Origin of the sequence: Bradyrhizobium sp. 192, assembly GCF_023100965.1 — a bacterium.
Taxonomy (GTDB): Bacteria; Pseudomonadota; Alphaproteobacteria; order Rhizobiales; family Xanthobacteraceae; genus Bradyrhizobium; species Bradyrhizobium symbiodeficiens.
The window spans coordinates 47,640-65,476 of the sequence record NZ_CP064691.1 but is presented as its reverse complement, the minus strand read 5'-3'; the positions used below and the strand labels follow the sequence as shown (position 1 = coordinate 65,476).

General features: G+C 62.1%; 21 protein-coding genes. 13 read left to right on the top strand and 8 right to left on the bottom strand.

Features of this window, described 5'->3' with window-relative positions:
- Positions 1-112: 112 nt before the first annotated feature.
- The 5 genes from IVB24_RS38825 to IVB24_RS38805 all read right to left on the bottom strand — a co-directional run bounded on the left by IVB24_RS38825 (position 113) and on the right by IVB24_RS38805 (position 4,343).
- Complete coding sequence (locus IVB24_RS38825) at positions 113-739, bottom strand: LysE family translocator (protein ID WP_247282264.1); 627 nt, start codon at positions 737-739, stop codon at positions 113-115.
- A 101-nt stretch (positions 740-840) separates the two neighbouring features.
- The gene (locus IVB24_RS38820; RefSeq protein WP_247282263.1) at positions 841-1,332 is read right to left on the bottom strand and encodes an ester cyclase; all 492 of its coding nucleotides are present in this window, start codon (positions 1,330-1,332) and stop codon (positions 841-843) included.
- A gap of 38 nt (positions 1,333-1,370) precedes the next feature.
- Positions 1,371-2,579: an aminotransferase class I/II-fold pyridoxal phosphate-dependent enzyme gene (locus IVB24_RS38815; protein WP_247774353.1), complete on the bottom strand. Its 1,209-nt coding sequence runs from the start codon at positions 2,577-2,579 to the stop codon at positions 1,371-1,373.
- Between the two features lie 98 nt (positions 2,580-2,677).
- Positions 2,678-3,661, bottom strand: a complete 984-nt coding sequence (locus IVB24_RS38810; protein ID WP_247774352.1) for an MDR family oxidoreductase — start codon at positions 3,659-3,661, stop codon at positions 2,678-2,680.
- A 13-nt stretch (positions 3,662-3,674) separates the two neighbouring features.
- Positions 3,675-4,343: a TetR/AcrR family transcriptional regulator gene (locus IVB24_RS38805; protein ID WP_247774351.1), complete on the bottom strand. Its 669-nt coding sequence runs from the start codon at positions 4,341-4,343 to the stop codon at positions 3,675-3,677.
- Between the two features lie 235 nt (positions 4,344-4,578).
- Here IVB24_RS38805 and IVB24_RS38800 point away from each other — a divergent pair, with 235 nt between their 5' ends.
- From IVB24_RS38800 to IVB24_RS38745, 12 genes are all read left to right on the top strand, one after another.
- A complete protein-coding gene (locus tag IVB24_RS38800; protein ID WP_247774350.1) occupies positions 4,579-5,574 on the top strand; it encodes a tripartite tricarboxylate transporter substrate binding protein in 996 nt (331 codons plus the stop codon).
- A gap of 18 nt (positions 5,575-5,592) precedes the next feature.
- Entirely contained in the window at positions 5,593-6,771 is a 1,179-nt protein-coding gene (locus tag IVB24_RS38795) for an acyl-CoA dehydrogenase family protein (RefSeq protein ID WP_018456526.1), read from the top strand.
- Positions 6,772-6,790: 19 nt separating this feature from the next.
- A complete protein-coding gene (locus tag IVB24_RS38790) occupies positions 6,791-7,453 on the top strand; it encodes a 3-oxoacid CoA-transferase subunit A (protein WP_018456527.1) in 663 nt (220 codons plus the stop codon).
- Positions 7,450-8,127 (top strand): 3-oxoacid CoA-transferase subunit B, encoded by a 678-nt coding sequence (locus IVB24_RS38785; RefSeq protein WP_018456528.1) that lies wholly within the window; start codon positions 7,450-7,452, stop codon positions 8,125-8,127. The genes IVB24_RS38790 and IVB24_RS38785 overlap by 4 nt, the downstream gene beginning before the upstream one ends.
- Positions 8,124-9,767: a thiamine pyrophosphate-dependent enzyme gene (locus IVB24_RS38780; protein ID WP_247774349.1), complete on the top strand. Its 1,644-nt coding sequence runs from the start codon at positions 8,124-8,126 to the stop codon at positions 9,765-9,767. The genes IVB24_RS38785 and IVB24_RS38780 overlap by 4 nt, the downstream gene beginning before the upstream one ends.
- A gap of 32 nt (positions 9,768-9,799) precedes the next feature.
- The gene (locus IVB24_RS38775) at positions 9,800-10,312 is read left to right on the top strand and encodes an MOSC domain-containing protein (protein WP_247342058.1); all 513 of its coding nucleotides are present in this window, start codon (positions 9,800-9,802) and stop codon (positions 10,310-10,312) included.
- On the top strand, positions 10,313-11,263 hold the full coding sequence (locus IVB24_RS38770) for a PDR/VanB family oxidoreductase (protein WP_247774348.1): 951 nt from the start codon (positions 10,313-10,315) through the stop codon (positions 11,261-11,263).
- Between the two features lie 126 nt (positions 11,264-11,389).
- A complete protein-coding gene (locus IVB24_RS38765) occupies positions 11,390-11,884 on the top strand; it encodes an XRE family transcriptional regulator (RefSeq protein WP_245288438.1) in 495 nt (164 codons plus the stop codon).
- 16 nt (positions 11,885-11,900) lie between these two features.
- The gene (locus IVB24_RS38760; RefSeq protein WP_247774347.1) at positions 11,901-12,362 is read left to right on the top strand and encodes a tripartite tricarboxylate transporter TctB family protein; all 462 of its coding nucleotides are present in this window, start codon (positions 11,901-11,903) and stop codon (positions 12,360-12,362) included.
- Positions 12,363-13,916, top strand: a complete 1,554-nt coding sequence (locus IVB24_RS38755) for a tripartite tricarboxylate transporter permease (protein ID WP_247342049.1) — start codon at positions 12,363-12,365, stop codon at positions 13,914-13,916.
- Between the two features lie 367 nt (positions 13,917-14,283).
- Positions 14,284-14,436, top strand: coding sequence for a rubredoxin (locus IVB24_RS38750; protein ID WP_039799797.1), 153 nt, complete (start codon positions 14,284-14,286; stop codon positions 14,434-14,436).
- Between the two features lie 65 nt (positions 14,437-14,501).
- Entirely contained in the window at positions 14,502-15,146 is a 645-nt protein-coding gene (locus tag IVB24_RS38745) for an FMN-binding negative transcriptional regulator (protein WP_247774346.1), read from the top strand.
- A 538-nt stretch (positions 15,147-15,684) separates the two neighbouring features.
- Here IVB24_RS38745 and IVB24_RS38740 read toward each other — a convergent pair.
- From IVB24_RS38740 to IVB24_RS38730, 3 genes are all read right to left on the bottom strand, one after another.
- A complete protein-coding gene (locus tag IVB24_RS38740) occupies positions 15,685-15,846 on the bottom strand; it encodes a hypothetical protein (protein ID WP_247360206.1) in 162 nt (53 codons plus the stop codon).
- Between the two features lie 46 nt (positions 15,847-15,892).
- Positions 15,893-16,252 (bottom strand): hypothetical protein, encoded by a 360-nt coding sequence (locus IVB24_RS38735; protein ID WP_018456539.1) that lies wholly within the window; start codon positions 16,250-16,252, stop codon positions 15,893-15,895.
- A 67-nt stretch (positions 16,253-16,319) separates the two neighbouring features.
- The gene (locus IVB24_RS38730) at positions 16,320-16,508 is read right to left on the bottom strand and encodes a hypothetical protein (RefSeq protein WP_247774345.1); all 189 of its coding nucleotides are present in this window, start codon (positions 16,506-16,508) and stop codon (positions 16,320-16,322) included.
- A gap of 800 nt (positions 16,509-17,308) precedes the next feature.
- Between IVB24_RS38730 and IVB24_RS38725 the strand changes: the two genes are divergently transcribed.
- Positions 17,309-17,641: a hypothetical protein gene (locus tag IVB24_RS38725; RefSeq protein ID WP_247774344.1), complete on the top strand. Its 333-nt coding sequence runs from the start codon at positions 17,309-17,311 to the stop codon at positions 17,639-17,641.
- Positions 17,642-17,837 lie beyond the last annotated feature (196 nt).

The window sequence follows — 17,837 nt, the reverse complement described above, 5'->3', positions numbered from 1 at the left end:
TTTGGCTGTAGTTTACCCACATTCGCCCATGGTCGATTGGGTCGGGCGCCTGTGTTTTGCTTGTTCTGATGGGAAGACGACTGTCAGATCGACACTGCGACAAAGCGTTAGCCTAGCTTGCGCGACGCGCGATAAGAAGCGTGGCCCCGAGTCCGCACATCACCGCTCCAGAGATCTGTCTCGTCCGCGCGATAAGCGTGGGTCGCCCGGCGAGTCCATCCCTCGCTTTGGCCGCCCAACGGGTTACGATCAGGTCTACGCCAGTGTTCAAGGCGACGGAAATCGTGCCGAGCACAACGAACTGCAGAGCCACGTTCGCGCTCGTGTCGACGAACTGCGGAATAAAGGCAAGGAAGAACGCGGCCGTCTTTGGATTCAGCGCCTCCACGACGATGCCTTCCCGCAATGCACGGCCTGCGCCGGTCGTCTGGACTTCGGCGGGCGCGGGGACTCGCGCTTGCCTCCAAGTCTTGATGCCGAGCCAGATGAGATAGAACGCGCCGGCGATCTTCAGCGCGGTGAACGCTTCCGCGCTCGCCATCACCAGGGCTGAGATGCCGATTGCGCCGGCGAGCACGTGTACGAAGCCACCGACACCCAAGCCGACGCTGGATGCTAATCCCTCGGTCCGGCCGCCCGCCAGCGTGCGGGCTACGATGTAGAAAATGCCCGGCCCCGGCGTGACCGCCACGACCGTAGCGGCGGCCAAGAACAGCGCGAACGTTTGAAGCTCAAACATCGTACCTCCGTAAGCTAGAAAGGTACGGGAATTAGAGGGGCCGCGGCACGGTCCGCAGGATTCTCGAGTCCCCGCTTGGCGCGAGCGATCATGGACCAGGGCTACTTATCCGTTGTGAATTCCGGCTTGCTAGTTGGATCCGGCGCGAGACGACCGATCAGTCCGTGGATGTCGCCCAAGACCCACAGATCGCTCACCTTGTCGCCTCGAAACGTGAAGATCGGCGCACCGTACCACCACACGTGGCGTCCGGTGGCCGCATGGCCGAACATTGGCTTCCGATGGATGCCGTGGAAACGCAGCTTCCCCGACACCGCATTGCCCTCCTCCAGGAGATCGAGGATATCAGACGTGTAGTTTTCAAGGGAGTCTGTCACCCATCTGACGTAGTCCGCGAACTGATCGAAGCCGACGAGGACAGGACCAAGGGAGCCCCGGAAGGTGAACCCAGGTTGAAATATTTCGGGGATTAGAGCAACGTCCGCATTGTCCCACATGTCCTTGTAGAACTTTCGGACGACCTCTTTCTGAGGGCTGAGAGTAATTCGAGCAAAGTCCATGGCGGGCTCGAGTCCTGGCGGCGGCGCAATCATCTTAGGCCTCTCCTTGACGTACGTTCGTTGCGGGCGACCTAAAGACGATTCAGGGACTGCTCAAGGTCGCCGAGCAAATCTGCCTCGTCTTCCAAACCAACCGAGAGGCGAATCAGGTCATCTCCGACTCCCCTTTGCAGGCGCGCTTCGGGACGAACGGCGCGCCGGGCATGAACCAGGCTCGCGGGATGCATGATGAGCGTTTCAGCATCTCCGAGACTGACGGCAAGCGTAATGAGCTTGAGGTGGTCGAGAAAACAGCGGGCGGCATCAAAACCCCCGCGTAGACCAAAGGACAGCATTCCAGAGCCCGCTGACATTTGTCTCTTTGCGACTGCATGCCGCGGATGGGACGGCAGAAATGGATAATTCACCCACTCTACCGCCGAGTGGGCATCGAGCATGCGCGCAATCGCAAGTGCGTTGGACCCGTGGCGGTCCATTCGGAGAGGAAGCGTCTTGATCCCGCGCAAAATCAGAGAAGAAACCATCGGCGACATGACGGCACCGGTGATGTAGCGCAAGCCGCGATCACGTATTTTTTCGATCAACTCGGTCCGTCCCAGCAGAGCCCCTCCAAGAACGTCTCCATGCCCGCTGATATATTTGGTAAGGGAGTGGAGCACGATGTCCGCCCATTGGAGAGGCCTCTGCAGCGCGGGAGATGCAAATGTGCCGTCGACGATGACCAAGAGGCCGGCCCGCCGAGCACGTTGCGCAATGGCTTCGATGTCGAGCACGTCTCCTGTGGGATTGACCGGCGTCTCAAAGTAGACGGCTCTACTGCGAGATGTGAGAACAGTATCCAGATTGGCGGGATCATTGAGATCGACAGGGATGGTCTTTATGCCGAAGCGCGGCAAGCCCTGTTCCGTCATGGTCGTCGTATTCGAATACAAGGTCCGATGGACGATGAGTTCGTCATCTTGGGATAAGAGCGAAAGTACCAAGGCACCGAACGCGGCCATTCCCGAGGCCAGTACGACGGCGTCTTCGGCACCCTCCAAGTTTGCCAAACGGGATTCCAGCAATGCGGTCGTCGGATTGAACTCCCGCCCATACAGTTTGCCCCCCAATGCGGCCACCGCATCTAATTCGGCGACGCTGTCGAAGGCGAAGGTCGAGGTCATATGAATGGGATGGGATACCGCGCGAGAGTGATGGGCAGGGTCATACCCATGGTGGATCGCTCGCGTCGAGAACCCGAACCCAGGTTCATCCGTTCCAATTCGTTCCGAAGCAGCCATATTTGGGGATCTTCCCATTTTTGGACGAGCGGTCATTGCTTTCAGATTTGCCCCGAGGCGGACCGCCACGGTCGCATCGCTCTACTTTTCGGACGATGTCATCTATTGACGTTGACGACCGTGCGCCCGCGCACTTGGCCACTCATCAGCCCGCCAGCCGCGGCGACGGCCTCGTTCAGACCGATCTCGACCGCCGTCTTCTCCAGATCGGCTTCGGTTAGCAGGGAAGCGAGACGATCCCAGGCTTCGACCCGTTCTGCCTTCGGGCGGGTCACGCTGTTGATGCCGAACAGCGCCACTCCGCGCAGGATGAAGGGTGCGACGCTTGCGGGAAAATCCAATCCCTGCGCCATGCCGCACGCGGCGACCGCTCCGTCCGCTTTGATTCCGGCGCAAACATTGGCGAGCGTATGGCTGCCTACAGAGTCGATCGCAGCGATCCATCGTTCCTTCTGCAGCGGCTTGCCGGGCTGCGACAATTGTGACCGGTCGATGATCTCGGCAGCGCCCAGGCTCTTGAGATAGGGCTCCTCGTCCGGTCGGCCGGTCGAAGCCACGACGCGGAAACCGAGCTTGTGGAGAAGCATGATGGCCATGCTGCCGACGCCTCCGCCGGCGCCGGTCACCAGCACGTCGCCTGCGCCGGGACGGATGCCATACTTCTCGAGGGCTACGACCGACAGCATCGCGGTATACCCGGCGGTACCGATGATCATCGCGCGGCGGGACGGCATCGAGGGCGGCAGCTTGATCAACCAGTCGGCCTTGACCTTTGCTCGCTGCGCCAGGCCGCCCCAATGTTGTTCGCCGACACCCCAGCCGTTGAGAACTACCCGGTCCCCCGGCGTGTAGGTCGGGTCGGAGCTCGACGACACCACGCCAGCGAAGTCGATCCCGGGCACCAGCGGGAAGGATCTCACGATCGGGCCCTTGCCGGTAATCGCGAGGCCATCCTTGTAGTTCAGCGTGCTGAACTCGACTTCGACCGTCACCTCACCGTCGGGGAGGCGGCTGTCCGGTAATTCAGCGACGTCGGCGCGATATCCCCGCTCGTCCTTCTCGATCAACACGGCTTTGAACAACTCCAACTCCTCTTCACGATTTTCTTCTGGACCTGGCCTTCGGCTCGTCCGGACGCGGCAGGCCGGCGACGAAACCGGCGATGAAGGTATCGAGCGGGAGGCCGTTCTTGACGAGGCGCGCACGCATCACCGCTCCCTCCCAACCGATCCAGAAAAACTCAGCCAGGGCATCGCAGTCCGCGCTGCCGATCTCGCCAGCCTCGTATGCGCGTTCCAGGCAATGCGCCACCTTCCGCTGCCATCCTTTGACGATCTCGTCCAAGGCGGACCTGTAATCGTCGGGCAGCGCTTCGACCTCTTGGCTGAGGTTTCCGACGAGGCAGCCGCGCGTATAGCTGTATTTCGCCATGCCCGCTTTGGCGCCTTCGACGAAAGCTCGCATGCGCGCCAACGGCGCAAGCGTTTCGTCGTCCAGGGCGCGGTCCAGCTTGTGCCGGAAGAAGGAGTCGTAGGCCTTCATGATTTCGCGGCCGTAGTCGGCCTTGCTTTCGAAGTAGTGGTAGAACGAACCCTTTGGCACGGTGGCGCGGCGCAGCAGCGCGTCCAGGCCCGTAGCTGCAAAACCTTGTTGGGTCATCACCTCCATTCCGCAACGGATCAGAACGTCGCGGGTCGGCGCATAGCCGACTTGGTTTCGGCCCTGCCCATTGAGCTCGCGGTGGTTGTCTGTAGATTTCGCCATTTGTGTTCTCTGTAGACCGATCGTCTAGAACACAACGACGGGGTTTGGCAACCCTGGAGGGTTGGGCTGCCGGGCGGCACATTCGGCTTAGATGTGGCTTAACAGGCATGATGCACGCTTTTTCCGCAACGTTTGCCCGGTCAATGTGCGTCTCCTGGTCGGATCACGATCGTTTCACACTTGACACAAAGTGTCCTTGGCTTGAAGGTGGGTCGTCCTTCGAGGGAGGTGCTGCATGTTTCGATCGCTCCGAAAAACTGCGTCGATTGGCGCCGGCGCCGCCGTTCTTTGTCTCGGCTTCCTTGCTGGACCGATCGAGGCCGCCGATGCTTATCCCTCAACCACGATTAAGCTGGTCGTCGGATTTCCCCCCGGAGGGCCAACGGACATCATCGGCCGGGTGATCGGTCGTCTGCTGGCGAAGGAGTTGAATCAAAACGTCATCGTCGAGAACAACGGCGGCGCCGGGGGCATGATCGCCGCGTCCAACGTCTCCCGCGCAAACCCTGACGGCTACACGCTTCTCGTCGCGGTGGAGTCCTCGAATACTCGCGCAAAGGCACTGTATTCGTCGGTGCGCTACGATCAGCAGAAGGGCTTCACCTATATCCGCAAGGTTGCGAAACAGCGGAACCTGCTCGTGGTGAACCCGAAGCTTCCAGTGTCCACTGTTCCGGAACTCGTGGCCTATCTGAAAGCGCACCCTGGAGAAGTAAACTTCGGCGGCACGTTCGGGGCGACGTCCCATGTCGGCGGCACGCTGTTCGACATGGCCTATGATACGAAGATGACGTTCATCAACTATTCGGGCGGCAATCAACCGATCGTCGATTGCATGTCGGGCATCCTGCAGGTGGGCTTCTTCACCGAAGCCACGATCGGCCAGCAGGTCAAGGCCGGATCCCTGAAGGCGCTCGCGGTGACGTCGGCCGACCGGTCGCCGGCCTTCCCGGATCTGCCGACGATCGAGCAGGCCGCTGGCAAGCCTCTCGATATCTCGCCGTGGTTCGGGGTCGCGGGTCCGCCGAACCTTCCCGCGGACGTCGTCGCCAAGATTGGCGCCGCACTTGACAAGGCTTCGAGCGACCCGGAATTCCTGAAGCAACTGGAAACGATCGGCGCCACGCTGATCACAGGTTCAACGGTCTCGACCTTCACGGCCGAGGTCGGACAGGAAGAGGCCTACTGGAATAAGTGGGCCAAGGACATTGGGGCGCCTCTTCAGAAGTAGCTCGCCGAAGGATCTCCTGTGGACTTCTATTACCAGTATGACGTTCATCTCTCCGCCGAAGAGCGTGATCACGTGGCGAAGGCGCGGGCGTTCTGCGCCGGTGCCTTCTCCGAGAGCGTCTTCGCCGCGCACGTGTCAGGTGACGCGTTCCCGCAGAGGTGGATCGCCGAGTGGGCCGCTCTCGGCATGCTGGGCCTCCAGGCCAAGCGCGCTCACGGTGGCTTGGAAGCGTCTTATTTGTGCAAAGTCCGCGTTGCGCAGGAAATGGCGCACCACGGGTTTGCGGCAGCGTTCTGCCTGAACCACCATCAAGGCGGAGCCACGCGCCTATCACAAACCGGTACGTCGATCCAGATCGAGCGCCTGCTGCAGCCCGCGTTGCGCGGCGAGCTTCTTCTGACAACCGCCATGACGGAGCCAGCTGGTGGCAGCGATGTCTCCGCCCTGACCACCACCGCGGTTCCAGTCAACGGCGGCTGGGCTCTGAGCGGCACCAAGGCGTGGATGACCGACGGCCTGCTGGTCGGTGGTCTGATCGTCCTGGCCCGCGTCGGAGACGCTGCGGGGACCGGTGAGATCGCCAGCTTTTACGTGCCTTTCGGCCAAGCCGAGACGGTGAAGCGGACCGAGATCGTCGTTCCCGGAGCGCGTTCCTTCCGTCTGGCCGAAGTGGCCTTTGACGCCCACTTCATTCCCGATTGGTGTCTGATCGCAGCGCCCGGCGCCGCGCTCAAGGCATCGATGGCATCGGTCAACGCGGCCCGCGTTCACGTGGCCGCCATGTGCGTCGCAACTCTGCATGCGGCGCTGTGCGAGGCGGTGGACTACTGCGAAGGCCGGCAGGCCTTCGGAAAGCCGCTGACCGGACATCAGGGCCTGCGCTGGGAGCTGGCGGAGGTGTCGGTCCGGCTTGAGGCCGCCAACGCGCTCGTCTTCCGCGCCGCCGAGCAGATACAGACCGGGGGAAATCCGGTCGCGCTCGCGGCGCAAGCCAAGAAGTTCGCTGTCGACACCGCGCTTTGGGGCATCGATCAGTGCGTCCGGATCGTGGGCGCGACGGGCGCCGGCGCAGCCCACCGCCTGAACATGCATTTCGCCGAGGTCCGGATGGCGGCCTACGCCGACGGCACCAACGAGATGCTGCTCGACCGGGTCGGCCGTGGCCTGTCAACGACGTACCTCAAATCAATCCCGTAGCAGAGACGGCGGATTTACGATGCGCAACGTAGTGGTTGAAGACGCGGCGGCGGCCGTGGAAGGCATCAAGGACGGCGACGCCGTCATGATGGGAGGGTTCGGCGGAGCGGGGCTTCCGCTCGGAGTGGTCAAGGCGGTGCTCGACCGGGGCGTCCGCGACCTGACGCTGATATCGAACAACGCCGGCTCCACGGAGGACGATCTGTCGCTGTGGTTCGAAGCCAGGATCGTTCGCAAGATCGTCTGCTCCTATCCGCGCAGCGCCAAGCAGTTCGCCGAACAATATCGTGCCGGCACGGTCGAGCTCGAACTCGTTCCGCAGGGCACGTTGGTGGAGCGCATCCGGGCAGGCGGCGCCGGTCTCGGCGGCTTCCTTTCTCCCGTCGGCGTCGGAACGGTATTCGCTGACGGCAAGGAGAAGATCGTCGTCGACGGCCGCGAATTTATTCTTGAGCTACCGCTTCATGCAGATTTCGCTTTCGTCAAAGGTCATCTCGCCGACACGCTCGGCAACGTCACCTATAACAAGACCGCGCGCAACCACTGCGCGGTGATGGCGACCGCCGGCCGGACGGTCGCCGTGGAAGTCGACCGCGTGGTCAACGTCGGCGATTTGGATCCGGAAGCCATAGTCACTCCATGCATCTTCGTCGATCGCGTTTTCGCAAGGAGCTCCCGATGACACCGCTTGCACGCGATGCGCTGGCCCGCATGGTCGCACTTCATCTGCCGCAGGAGGGATTCGTCAATCTCGGTATCGGCGCACCGACGCACGTCGCTGACTACCTGCCGGAGGGGTCTGGCGTGATCCTTCACAGCGAGAACGGAGTCCTCAACGTGGGTCCGAAGCCACCGGCGGGCGAAGAGGACTGGGATCTCATCAATGCAGGGAAGATGCCTATCTCGATCCGAACCGGCGGTTCCTACTTCGACTCCAGCCTCTCGTTCGCGATGATGCGAGGCGGTCATCTCGACGTGGCCGTGCTCGGCGCCTTTCAGGTGTCCAAGGACGGTGATCTCGCCAACTGGACGACGGGTGACAACGGGTCTCCGCCCGGCATCGGCGGAGCCATCGATCTGGCGGTCGGCGCCAAGTCGATCTGGGTAATGATGGACCACACCACCAAGGATGGCCGCTCCCGCATCGTGGAGCGATGTGGGTATCCGCTCACGGCGCGCGGAGTGGTGACCCGCATCTTCACCAACCTCTGCATCATCGACATAACCGAGGATGGCCTTGCCGTTCGGGCCCTACTTGACGGCCTCGCGATCGAGGCGCTGCGAGATCGGACCGAGGCGCCACTGCGCGTCATGGGCGATCCCCTGACCATCAGGCAGGACGGGAGCGTCGCATGACCTACCGCGTCGCGGAACTCGTCGCGGACTGTCTCGTCGCGCACGGGGTGGACAGGGCCTTCGGCGTCCCGGGAGAAAGCTTTCTGGCGCTGCTGGACGCGCTGCGCGACCGTAACGATTTCGATCTGGTGACTTGCCGGCACGAAGGAAGCGCGAGCCTCGCGGCGGTCGCTGACGCCAAACTCACAGGGCGCGCAGGCGTCGTGATGACGAGCCGTGGTCCGGGCGCCTTCAACGCAGCGCTCGGGTTGCATGTGGCCGCGCAGGAGGCGATTCCGCTGGTGATGCTGGTCGGTCAGGTCGATCGTCCGAACCTCGCAAGGGACGCGGTGCAGGAGATCGACTGTGGCCGATCTTTCGATGGCGTGCTGAAGTGGTCGGTGCGTCTGAACTCGGCGGATCTCGTTCCAGAGATGATGGCCCGCGCGTTCGCCGTGGCCCATGCGGGAACGCCAGGTCCCGTCGCCATCGAACTGCCGGAAGATCTCCTTGAAGACCCGGCCAAGGGATTTGTGGCCACAGCCAACGGAGCTGTGCGTCCAGAGCCCGGTGCTGCGGCCATTGAACAGGCGAGGGCGTTGTTGAGGGCCGCGGAGCGGCCGATCCTGCTGGTCGGCGGCGAATGCCGCACGGCATCGTTCCGCCAAGATCTGATCGCGTTTTCCGAGAAATGGAACGTGCCGGTCGTCACTATGAACAAGATGCAGGACCAATTCCCGAAGTCTCACCAGCTGTGGGCCGGTCAGTTCGGGTTCTTCACGTCTCAGCCTCATGTGAAACTGCTCGAACGCGCCGACCTCGTCGTTGCCGTCGGAACACGTCTGGGCGATCTGTCCTCGCTCGGCTTTGCGTTTCCGAGACAGGCCGAGCCTCGCCAGCCATTGGTCCATGTCTATCCAGATCCCGATGCGATCGGAAAGCGCGTCCGAACCGACGTCGCGGTCGTCTCTGGATCGCATGCATTCGTGTCGGCCATGCTCGCAGCTCCCGCGACGGCGCGGGCCTGCGCCGAGTGGTCCTCCGCGGCTGCCGCGGCGCGGACGGCCACGCATGGTTGGCCTCAGTTCGGCGTACCATCGGCGGACGTCTTCGGTCACGCGGTGGCGGCCATTGCCGCGCACTTCAGGCCCGATGGCATCGTCACGACGGATTCAGGCAATTTCGCCGGCTGGGTCCATCGCATCTTCAGCCTCGAGCCGACCGCGCGGCTGCTCGGCTCGGCTTGCGGGGCGATGGGCAGTGGGGTCCCGTCCGGGCTCGCTGCCAGCCTTCGCTTTCCGGAGCGGCAGGTGGTTGCCTTCTGCGGAGACGGCGGCTTCCTGATGACGGGCAATGAGCTTGCGACGGCCGTCGCCAGAGGCGCGAACCTCACGATCGTCGTATCCAATAACCAGTCCTACGGGACCATCCGGTCGCACCAGGAGCGTGCCTATCCCGGTCGTCCGTACGGCACGGATCTTTCGAATCCCGACTTTGCCGCTTTGGCGCGCGCCTTCGGCGCGACCGGCTTCGTCATCGAGGATGCGGAACGTGCCCCCGGGACCGTCGCGGAGGCGATGACGACCAAGGGACCGGTCGTCATCGAGGTGCGATCAGACGTGCGCCAGACCCTTGACAAATCGCTCGCCGCATCACGTTGAGACCAGTTCGGATTAAGGCCCATGGAGAGAACATGATGGACGCGACCGCAATCGATGAGCCCGAGGTCACCATGTCCTGGCAGGGCGTCGTCCGCTTTTTGCACAAGACCCCGCGTGCCTTTTTGCCGATGCGCTCGTTTCCCTCGCTCGAGCTCGTCGCTGGACGCGGTATCGAGGGCGATCGATATTTCGCCGGCCAGGAAACAGGATTCTACTCCCACAAGCCGGAGGAGGGGCGGCAGGTCACCCTGTTCGAGATGGAGACGCTCGAGGCCCTGCAACGCGACCACAAGATTGAGTTGCTGCCCGAGGAACATCGCCGGAACGTGACCGTCGAAGGCGTCCCGCTGAATCATCTCGTCGGCCGTCGCTTCCGGCTCGGAGAAGCGATTGTCGAGGCGACCCGCCTTTCAACGCCGTGCCGGCACATCGAGGAGATACTCGGCAAGTCCGTCTTCGATCCGTTGATCAACCGGTCGGGGCTGAACTGCAAGATCATCGCAGGGGGCACGCTACGCGTAGGCGACGCCGTGAGGCCGATCTAGATGGCGAAGGCGATCAAGACGGTCTCCACCGTCGTCTCGAAGGTCGAGGATCTCGGCAACGACACTAAGCGCTTCACGCTGGTCGACCAGGACGATTGGGAGCTGCCACCCTTTCGGGCCGGGGCCCATATTGACGTTCACCTGGAGCAGGGTCTCGTCCGGACCTATTCGCTCTGCAATGAACCGGACGATGATCGGCGCTACGTGATCGCGGTGAAGCGCGAACGCGAAGGCCGCGGCGGCTCGAACTTCCTGCACGATCGCGTGGAGGCGGGACAGCCGATTTCGGTCTCGCTGCCGCGCGGCGGGATCGCACTGGACCAGGAGGGAACGAACGTATTCCTCGCGGGAGGCATCGGCGTAACCCCGTTCATCTCCGCAATTCGGCATCTCGAACGACGAGGGCGCTCGAACTACGTGCTGCACTGGACGAGCCGCGGACGACCGGTCCTGACCGACATGATCGCGCCGGCAATCGGAGCAGGCCGTGTCCGCCTCTACGATACGACCGCGCAGGCCAAGCCCGTCATCGCCGAAATTGTCGGGGAATTTGCCAGATGTGGCCTAGCGGCCTGCTGCGGACCCGCAGCGATGCTGAAGGCTTTCGAAGATGCCGTCTCGGCCTGGCCGGAAGAGCGCAAACACATCGAAATGTTCACCCCGCCCAAGGCCATCGCCCGAAGCGACGTGCCTCCCTACGAGCTGTATCTGTCGGTGAGCCAGAAGCTTGCAACTGTCACGCCAGATGTTGGTCTTCTCGGAACGCTCGATGCCCTCGGCGTCGAGGTCCCCGTGTCCTGCGGCGGCGGCATCTGTGGCGCCTGCCGCACGCGCTGGACCGAGGGCCCCCCCATCCATCGCGATCGCGTGCTTTCGCCTGCTGAGCGGCAGAATGAGCTCATCGTCTGCGTGGGCGATTGCGCCGGACAACGGCTAGTGCTGGATCTGTGATCAGTCGGCACCCGTTCTAAGGTTTGAAATATCGGTGGTTTGGTGCGAGATCGATGCGGGCAATAACTTGGGAAAGAGCCGAGCGCAATGACACTCAACCTCAAATTCCTTCGCGTGCAGAGCGGCATGACGCTGGAGCAGCTTGCCGCCGATTCCGGTTTGACCCGCAGCTATCTTTCCAAGCTGGAACGCGGGCTCTCCTCTCCGTCGATAGGCTCCGCCCTTAAGATCGCCGCGGCTCTCGGAACGACCTTAGACCGCTTCTACGGCCAGCCGGACGACCACGACCCGATCACGATTGTCCGCGCGAAGAACGGGAAGGCCGGCGACGTCGACACGCACCTGTCGCTAGTCGCCGGTCTGGCTCCCGACCGCACCATGCGCGCCTTTATCGTGCGACCGACCAAGACGGCGAAACGCGGTCGCATCATGAGTCACCACGAAGGTGAGGAAATCCTGTTCATTCTCTCCGGCCGGATCGAGCTCGTCATCGGAAAGCGCAAGGAGACATTGAAGCCGGGCGATTGCGTCCAGTTCGACTCCACGATTCCGCACAAACTGACGCAGGTGTCTTCCGAACCAGCCTCGGCGCTCGTCGTGATAGCGACCACAACCAACTAGAGGTGCCGATATGCCGATGATGCTGCGGAAGAAGGACTTCTACGCCGGGCTGCTCATGGTGCTGCTGGGCGCCGGGATCGGCGTCAACTCAGCAAGATATTCGCTCGGGACCTTCGCGCACGTGGGACCGGGCATGTTTCCGTTGATGCTCGGCCTCATGATGGTTCTCGTCGGAGCCCTGATCTTCATCACCGGATTGGCGACGCCTCTCGAAGAGGGAGAGCGCGTCTTGCCCGCGGCGATGGAATGGCGTGGCTGGGCCTGCATCCTCGCGGGTCCTCTGATGTTCGTCCTCTTCGGCCTCTATTTCGGAATGGCCGCGGCCACCTTCATGTGCGTCTTCGTCTCCGCGCTCGGCGACAGGACCGCCACGCTGAAAGGATCAGCCGTCCTGGCCGCGGTCGTCGCGGTCGTCGGCTGCCTCCTCTTTTCCTACGTGCTCAAGGTTCCTTTCCTGCTGTACCGTTGGGGGTTTTAGATGTTCGCGAGCGCGCTTTCCGATCTCTGGTACGGCTTTGGTGTCGCTTTCGAGCCGCAGAATTTCATGTGGTGTTTTGTCGGCGTCCTCGTAGGTAACATGGTGGGCGTCCTGCCGGGAATGGGGCCACTCGCCACCATCTCGGTGCTGCTGCCGCTGACGTTCGGCATCAAGCCGGTCGGCGCCATCCTGATGCTGTCAGGGGTTTTCTATGGGGCCCAATACGGCGGCGCGATCTGTTCAATCCTGCTCAACTTACCGTGCCATCCGCCGCACGCGGTGACGTGCCTCGATGGGTTTCCGCTGACGAAGCAGGGCCGCGGCGGTGCGGCGCTCGGCATCACGGTCCTATCGTCGTTCGTCGGCGCTTCCTGGGGCATCCTGGAAATGATCTTTCTGGCTCCGGTGCTGGTGAAGGTCGCGCTGGAGTTCGGTCCAACTGAAATATGCTCGCTGATGCTTCTCGGCCTGCTCGCCGGTTCGACGCTGGCGAAAGGCTCGCCTCTCAAAGGCATCGCCATGACGTTGCTCGGCCTGTTTCTAGGAATCGTGGGAACGGATGTCGAGACCGGCTCGGAGCGCTTCACCTTCGGCATCCCGAATCTCCTTGACGGCATCGAACTCGTCGGACTCGCTCTCGGCCTATTTGGTATCGCCGAGTTCATGAAGAGCGTGAACCAATACTCCGAGGTGAACACGCGCTATTCGAAAGTCGGTTTGCGCGATCTGCGCCCATCACGCGACGAACTGCGCCGTTCCATCCCTGCGATGTTGCGCGGCACCGTCATCGGGAGCCTTTGCTCGCTCATTCCGGGAACGGGACCAACGATCGCTTCCTTTATCTCCTACGCAGCCGAGAAAAAGATTTCGAAGACGCCGGAGAAGTTCGGCACCGGCATGATCGAAGGCGTCGCCTGTCCAGAGGCGTCGACGCATTCGTCGGTACAGGGCGACTTCATTCCGACAATGAGCCTTGGTATTCCCGGGGACGCAGTCATGGCGCTGATCCTGGGTGCGCTGATGATTCAGGGCATCGTACCCGGTCCCCAACTGATCAAAGAGCACCCCGACATCTTTTGGGGCCTGATCGCGAGCTTCTGGATCGGCAACGTCATGCTGGTCTTGCTCAACGTCCCGCTGATCGGGCTGTGGGTGAAGCTCCTCATGATTCCGTATAAATATCTCTATCCAAGCGCGCTGTTCTTCGTCGCGATCGGCGTCTACTCGACCAACAACGACATGTTCCAGGTTGGCGAGACCGTCGTCGTTGGATTGATCGGCTATCTACTCCTGCTGCTCGATTTCCACCCGGCCTCGATCCTCCTCGGCTTCGTGCTGGGGCCACGACTTGAGGAGAACTTCCGCCGTTCGCTGCTGGTCTCGCGCGGCGATGCCATGATTTTCGTCGAGCGGCCGATCAGCGCGTTCTTTCTTTTTCTTTGCGTGACGCTTCTGGCGGCGCAGGTCTATGTGCGTTTGCGCAAGCCGAAGGCTCTTGCGGCGCTCGACAATGCGGAGGGGAACGCCGTCTCGACCGCCCGGCCTGCCGAGTGAGCTTCATTCGTTCAAGAGCAGGTCGCTTCGCGGGCCAATAAAGACGACAGGCACTCCAGGCAACAAGAGCCCCAAGATGAGTCGTATCTCGACGAACGCGCCACCCGCGCGATGGCGCAGCATCGGCACGCCAGCAAACGCAAGGTGCAGGTGATGATCACGATCGGCAAAACAAAGGGAAAAGTAGTATCGCAGGCAAGAAACTGGTCCGGTAAACTGCAGTTATCTGGCACTGTTGGATAGGCCAGCCTTGCCCTAAATCGAACTCGTGAACCCTGCCACAGGAATAGGTGAAGTTGTCATGAGCAACGAAACTGCTCACGTGAACACGGAAATCGCAGGCGATGCGCCCGTCTACAAGACCTGGATGTGTGCACTGTGCGGGCTCATTTACAACGAGCGAGACGGATGGCCTGACGAGGGCATTCCGCCCGGCACCCGCTGGGAGGACGTGCCCGCAGATTGGATCTGCCCCGACTGTGGTGCTGGCAAGAGTGAATTCGAGATGACCGAGGTCTGAACCAAACCTGTTGATGCTGCGCGACCCAAGGGTGCACAGCGTCCTGCAATAGCCAAGGAGTTGTCATGTACGTCCCTCCGCACTTCGTTGAGGCTTGCGCCGAGGTGCTTCACGATCTCATTCAAAATAATCCGCTCGGCATCCTCTTTACGAACGGGAAGAGTGGACTCGACGCGAATCATATTCCGTTCGAACTGCATGCGCACGAAGGTCAGCAGGGCGTGCTTCATTCGCATGTAGCTCGTGCGAACCCTGTTTGGCAGGATCTCGCCACCGGTGATGAGGTTCTGATCGTCTTCCGCGCCGCGGATGCCTACATCGCGCCGAACTGGTATCCGAGCAAGGTCGAGTTCAAGAAGCAGGTCCCGTCGTGGAACTACATGGTTGCGCATGTGTACGGACGTGTCACGATCCGCGATGATGAGCGTTACGTCCGCGGCATGGTCGCGCGCCTGACGCGCATTCATGAGGCGAAACAGGCCAATCCTTGGAAGATGACCGACAGCCCCAAGGACTACATCGACACGATGCTCAAGATGATCGTCGGCATCGAGATCGAGATCACACGCCTGGTCGGCAAGTCGAAGCTGAGCCAGAACAAAGAGGTCCGGGATATCGTCGGCGCCGGCAATGCCCTGAAGGCACAGGGCAACATGATCGGCGACGCGATGCTGGCCGTTGCCGCCGTCAAGGCGGAGCAGGCCTCATAGCCAGAGATCCCAAAAAAAGACCATCGCGGCGACGCCGATCGTCGATACAGCAACGATCTCCGATCGAAACACCTCGGTTGACCTGCTCATTTTGGCGGCCTTGCGCTCCAACTGCAAAGCAGAGTGCAGCTCTTAGCAGGCAATCAGTTAAGGGCTATCGAACTCTCAGCGGCCCTCGCATCGAATAGAGCGAGCGGAAGTGATCGGGGTTGTCGACCCAGTTCGATATAGGTCTCCATGACACGCCGCAGCTGGGCCTCGCTGTTGGAATGTCGCGCGCGCAAGCCAGTCAATGGCGGGCTCTCCCTGAGTCGCCCTTTAGCTTCCGTGGTCATTGTCGCTGCAATTGTCTGCTCGTCCCTATCCTGCCGCAGCGGCCAGGGCGTCATTCGGTCGATTGGGCTTCGCAGCCAACGGCCGTGTAGCTCAACTTCATACGGGAGGTCGCCTGTTCCCCGTTCTCGGACATCGGGCAGCGATCGCGTCGCGAGCTGACCTGCTAATGCACGGCTTCTGACGGTTGCCCTGGCCAGACCGTCTATTCCGGCACGTCAGCTCTCGGCCGCGGATGCACCCTCGCGTCAACCAAGACCTCGGTGATAGCGTCGCGGAGGCCGTCGCGATCCAGGATGCGGTGCAGCCAATCGACCGTGGTCTGCGCGTCGTCCTCGCGTGTCAGGTAGTTGGCCAGCGCGTTCATCGCGTCGTCATAGCTCTGCTCGAGGCGGCGGTCAGGGGCGCCATGCTCACACAGCTCCGCGCAGTGGAAGTGCCAGTTGGACAGCAAACGGCCGGGTAGCATTCGCTTCGATGAAGGCGCGCAGGGCTGGCGTGATCTCGGCGTTGCCCGCGGCGCGCTCACCAAGCTCATCTGCGACCTCGCTGGTGGCGTCGCGCGACCAGCCATCAACGGCGTTGAAAGCCACGATCCGGACCGGATAGGCGTACTGGCCCGTGATGAGGTCGCGGATGATCGTCTCGAAGTCGGTGTCCTGCTCGTCGGTCTCGCGCCATGAGCAGCCGGCCCGGGCACCGAAATCCTCCAGGACGAGGTAGATGTCCCGGTCGAGCCGATCCAGCGGCACGATGGACGGCGCATGACGCATGACGCAACTCCTACTGCGAGAAAGGCAATCCTGCTGACGGTCGTTCGTTCCGGGATCGGCTCGGCCCTCAAGATGGCATTGCTGCGAGTTGCAGCGTCAAGCCGACTATCTCGACTCGACCGCTGACGAGCAGCCGTTCGACAACCGCGTCGCTGATCACCTTGGTGCCGAAGCGCCAGCCACCGCGCGGGCGACGTTCAAATGGGCCATGTTCAAGCAGACGCAGAAGATAGCGCAGGTTCGTCCGATCCATCATTGAGTAGCCTCGCCCCAGTGCCGGCGGCGGGATCGTCCTTTGACACGCGCCCAGAGTCAATCGTGGGCGGCACGATCATGGAGGTTGCAGCCGGAGTTTTGTCGCGGGCAGGCAAAACGTAGGTCTGCCATGTCACTGCGCGAATGGCCTCAAGAAGCCGCTTAACGTTCAGGTGCTTGATCGGCATCAAGGTCAGCCCTGCCGATCCTGTACGGTGCGGCCTTGTAGCCGAACAACTCCTTTCCGGCTGCTGAGCGATCGGCCCGTCCTCCAGGGTACATCGGGCCCGTTCTTTAAGGCCATTGATGGAACCTCTGGTTCCTCTGGAACTTGTCCTACCCCGGACGCCTTACCGCCGATTATTGTCCGGGATGGAATGGCGGCCCCAGCCTGCAGCCCCCCGCTGGGGCCGTTTTGTTGCCCGCTGGGCGGGCGGAGGGCACGCAAGCTCCACGAACGCCATAAGAAAATGCCGCCCGCTTGAAATAAAGCGCAGGCGGCGTTCCAGCCCCGAGAGGGATTAGCAAAATCCCGGACATTCATTCGTCTGAACGGTCAGCGTAAAGGTTCAGGTGGCGGAGCGCTGGCCAGCGCGGGACCACAGCTAGGGCGGCAACGCCATTTGGCCGGCTCTTAGCAAGCTCCGGCTTGCTATCCTGGGCATGCCCATAGCTGCTCTTGTACTGGGCTCAGCCAGTCTTGCAGATTAGCAGCAGACACGGGCTGGAGGCCGCTGGGGCAATGAGACAGGCACGCTACCCCCTGAGACAGGCGGCTCGATGAACCCCGGGAAGGGCGCGTTGCCGCCGATGGTGTTCTCCTCGCGCGACGACTGGACAACTTCTCGCCGATCACTGCAGCAGCGCGGTGCGCGCACTCCGGCGACGCGCAATGGCTGGGCCTGCGCAGCTGCAGCACGTCGAGAGCGCAAGCGTAGATATGGTGCGACGATCAAGGACGCGATGACGGCGCTGTGGGAGGCGTGGGATTGGGCGTGCGGCAAGCGGCTCAAGGCGATGATCCCGACCTTGCTGCCCGCGAGCAATATGGCCGATTGCAGCTTGGCCAGGCGGACCGTGATCGTGTTCTGGCCATCAACGCCGCGACCGTCGATCGCCCGCTCATCGAGGTGAAGATCGCGGCGAGCGGCGGCAGGCGGCGGCGTGCCCGAGGCGTTCATTTCTTCAGCCTCAGATAGGTCTCGGTGTTGGACAGCCGAATGAAGCTGTGAGCGCATCCGGTTGCCCGATGAGGCCTGCGGGAACGGTCGCCAAGACCCTTTCGGCCCCGGGCCGCCCGGTAAGCGGAGGACGCCGAGCGGCCCTTTGG

Excerpts from the sequence above, each read along its gene's own strand:
- IVB24_RS38825 (WP_247282264.1), bottom strand. The coding sequence starts at position 739 with ATGTTTGAGCTTCAAACGTTCGCGCTGTTCTTGGCCGCCGCTACGGTC.
- IVB24_RS38820 (WP_247282263.1), bottom strand. The coding sequence starts at position 1,332 with ATGATTGCGCCGCCGCCAGGACTCGAGCCCGCCATGGACTTTGCTCGA.
- IVB24_RS38815 (WP_247774353.1), bottom strand. The coding sequence starts at position 2,579 with ATGGCTGCTTCGGAACGAATTGGAACGGATGAACCTGGGTTCGGGTTC.
- IVB24_RS38805 (WP_247774351.1), bottom strand. The coding sequence starts at position 4,343 with ATGGCGAAATCTACAGACAACCACCGCGAGCTCAATGGGCAGGGCCGA.
- IVB24_RS38800 (WP_247774350.1), top strand. The coding sequence starts at position 4,579 with ATGTTTCGATCGCTCCGAAAAACTGCGTCGATTGGCGCCGGCGCCGCC.
- IVB24_RS38790 (WP_018456527.1), top strand. The coding sequence starts at position 6,791 with ATGCGCAACGTAGTGGTTGAAGACGCGGCGGCGGCCGTGGAAGGCATC.
- IVB24_RS38785 (WP_018456528.1), top strand. The coding sequence starts at position 7,450 with ATGACACCGCTTGCACGCGATGCGCTGGCCCGCATGGTCGCACTTCAT.
- IVB24_RS38780 (WP_247774349.1), top strand. The coding sequence starts at position 8,124 with ATGACCTACCGCGTCGCGGAACTCGTCGCGGACTGTCTCGTCGCGCAC.
- IVB24_RS38775 (WP_247342058.1), top strand. The coding sequence starts at position 9,800 with ATGATGGACGCGACCGCAATCGATGAGCCCGAGGTCACCATGTCCTGG.
- IVB24_RS38770 (WP_247774348.1), top strand. The coding sequence starts at position 10,313 with ATGGCGAAGGCGATCAAGACGGTCTCCACCGTCGTCTCGAAGGTCGAG.
- IVB24_RS38765 (WP_245288438.1), top strand. The coding sequence starts at position 11,390 with ATGACGCTGGAGCAGCTTGCCGCCGATTCCGGTTTGACCCGCAGCTAT.
- IVB24_RS38760 (WP_247774347.1), top strand. The coding sequence starts at position 11,901 with ATGATGCTGCGGAAGAAGGACTTCTACGCCGGGCTGCTCATGGTGCTG.
- IVB24_RS38755 (WP_247342049.1), top strand. The coding sequence starts at position 12,363 with ATGTTCGCGAGCGCGCTTTCCGATCTCTGGTACGGCTTTGGTGTCGCT.
- IVB24_RS38750 (WP_039799797.1), top strand. The coding sequence starts at position 14,284 with ATGTGTGCACTGTGCGGGCTCATTTACAACGAGCGAGACGGATGGCCT.
- IVB24_RS38745 (WP_247774346.1), top strand. The coding sequence starts at position 14,502 with ATGTACGTCCCTCCGCACTTCGTTGAGGCTTGCGCCGAGGTGCTTCAC.
- IVB24_RS38740 (WP_247360206.1), bottom strand. The coding sequence starts at position 15,846 with ATGAACGCGCTGGCCAACTACCTGACACGCGAGGACGACGCGCAGACC.
- IVB24_RS38735 (WP_018456539.1), bottom strand. The coding sequence starts at position 16,252 with ATGCGTCATGCGCCGTCCATCGTGCCGCTGGATCGGCTCGACCGGGAC.
- IVB24_RS38730 (WP_247774345.1), bottom strand. The coding sequence starts at position 16,508 with ATGATGGATCGGACGAACCTGCGCTATCTTCTGCGTCTGCTTGAACAT.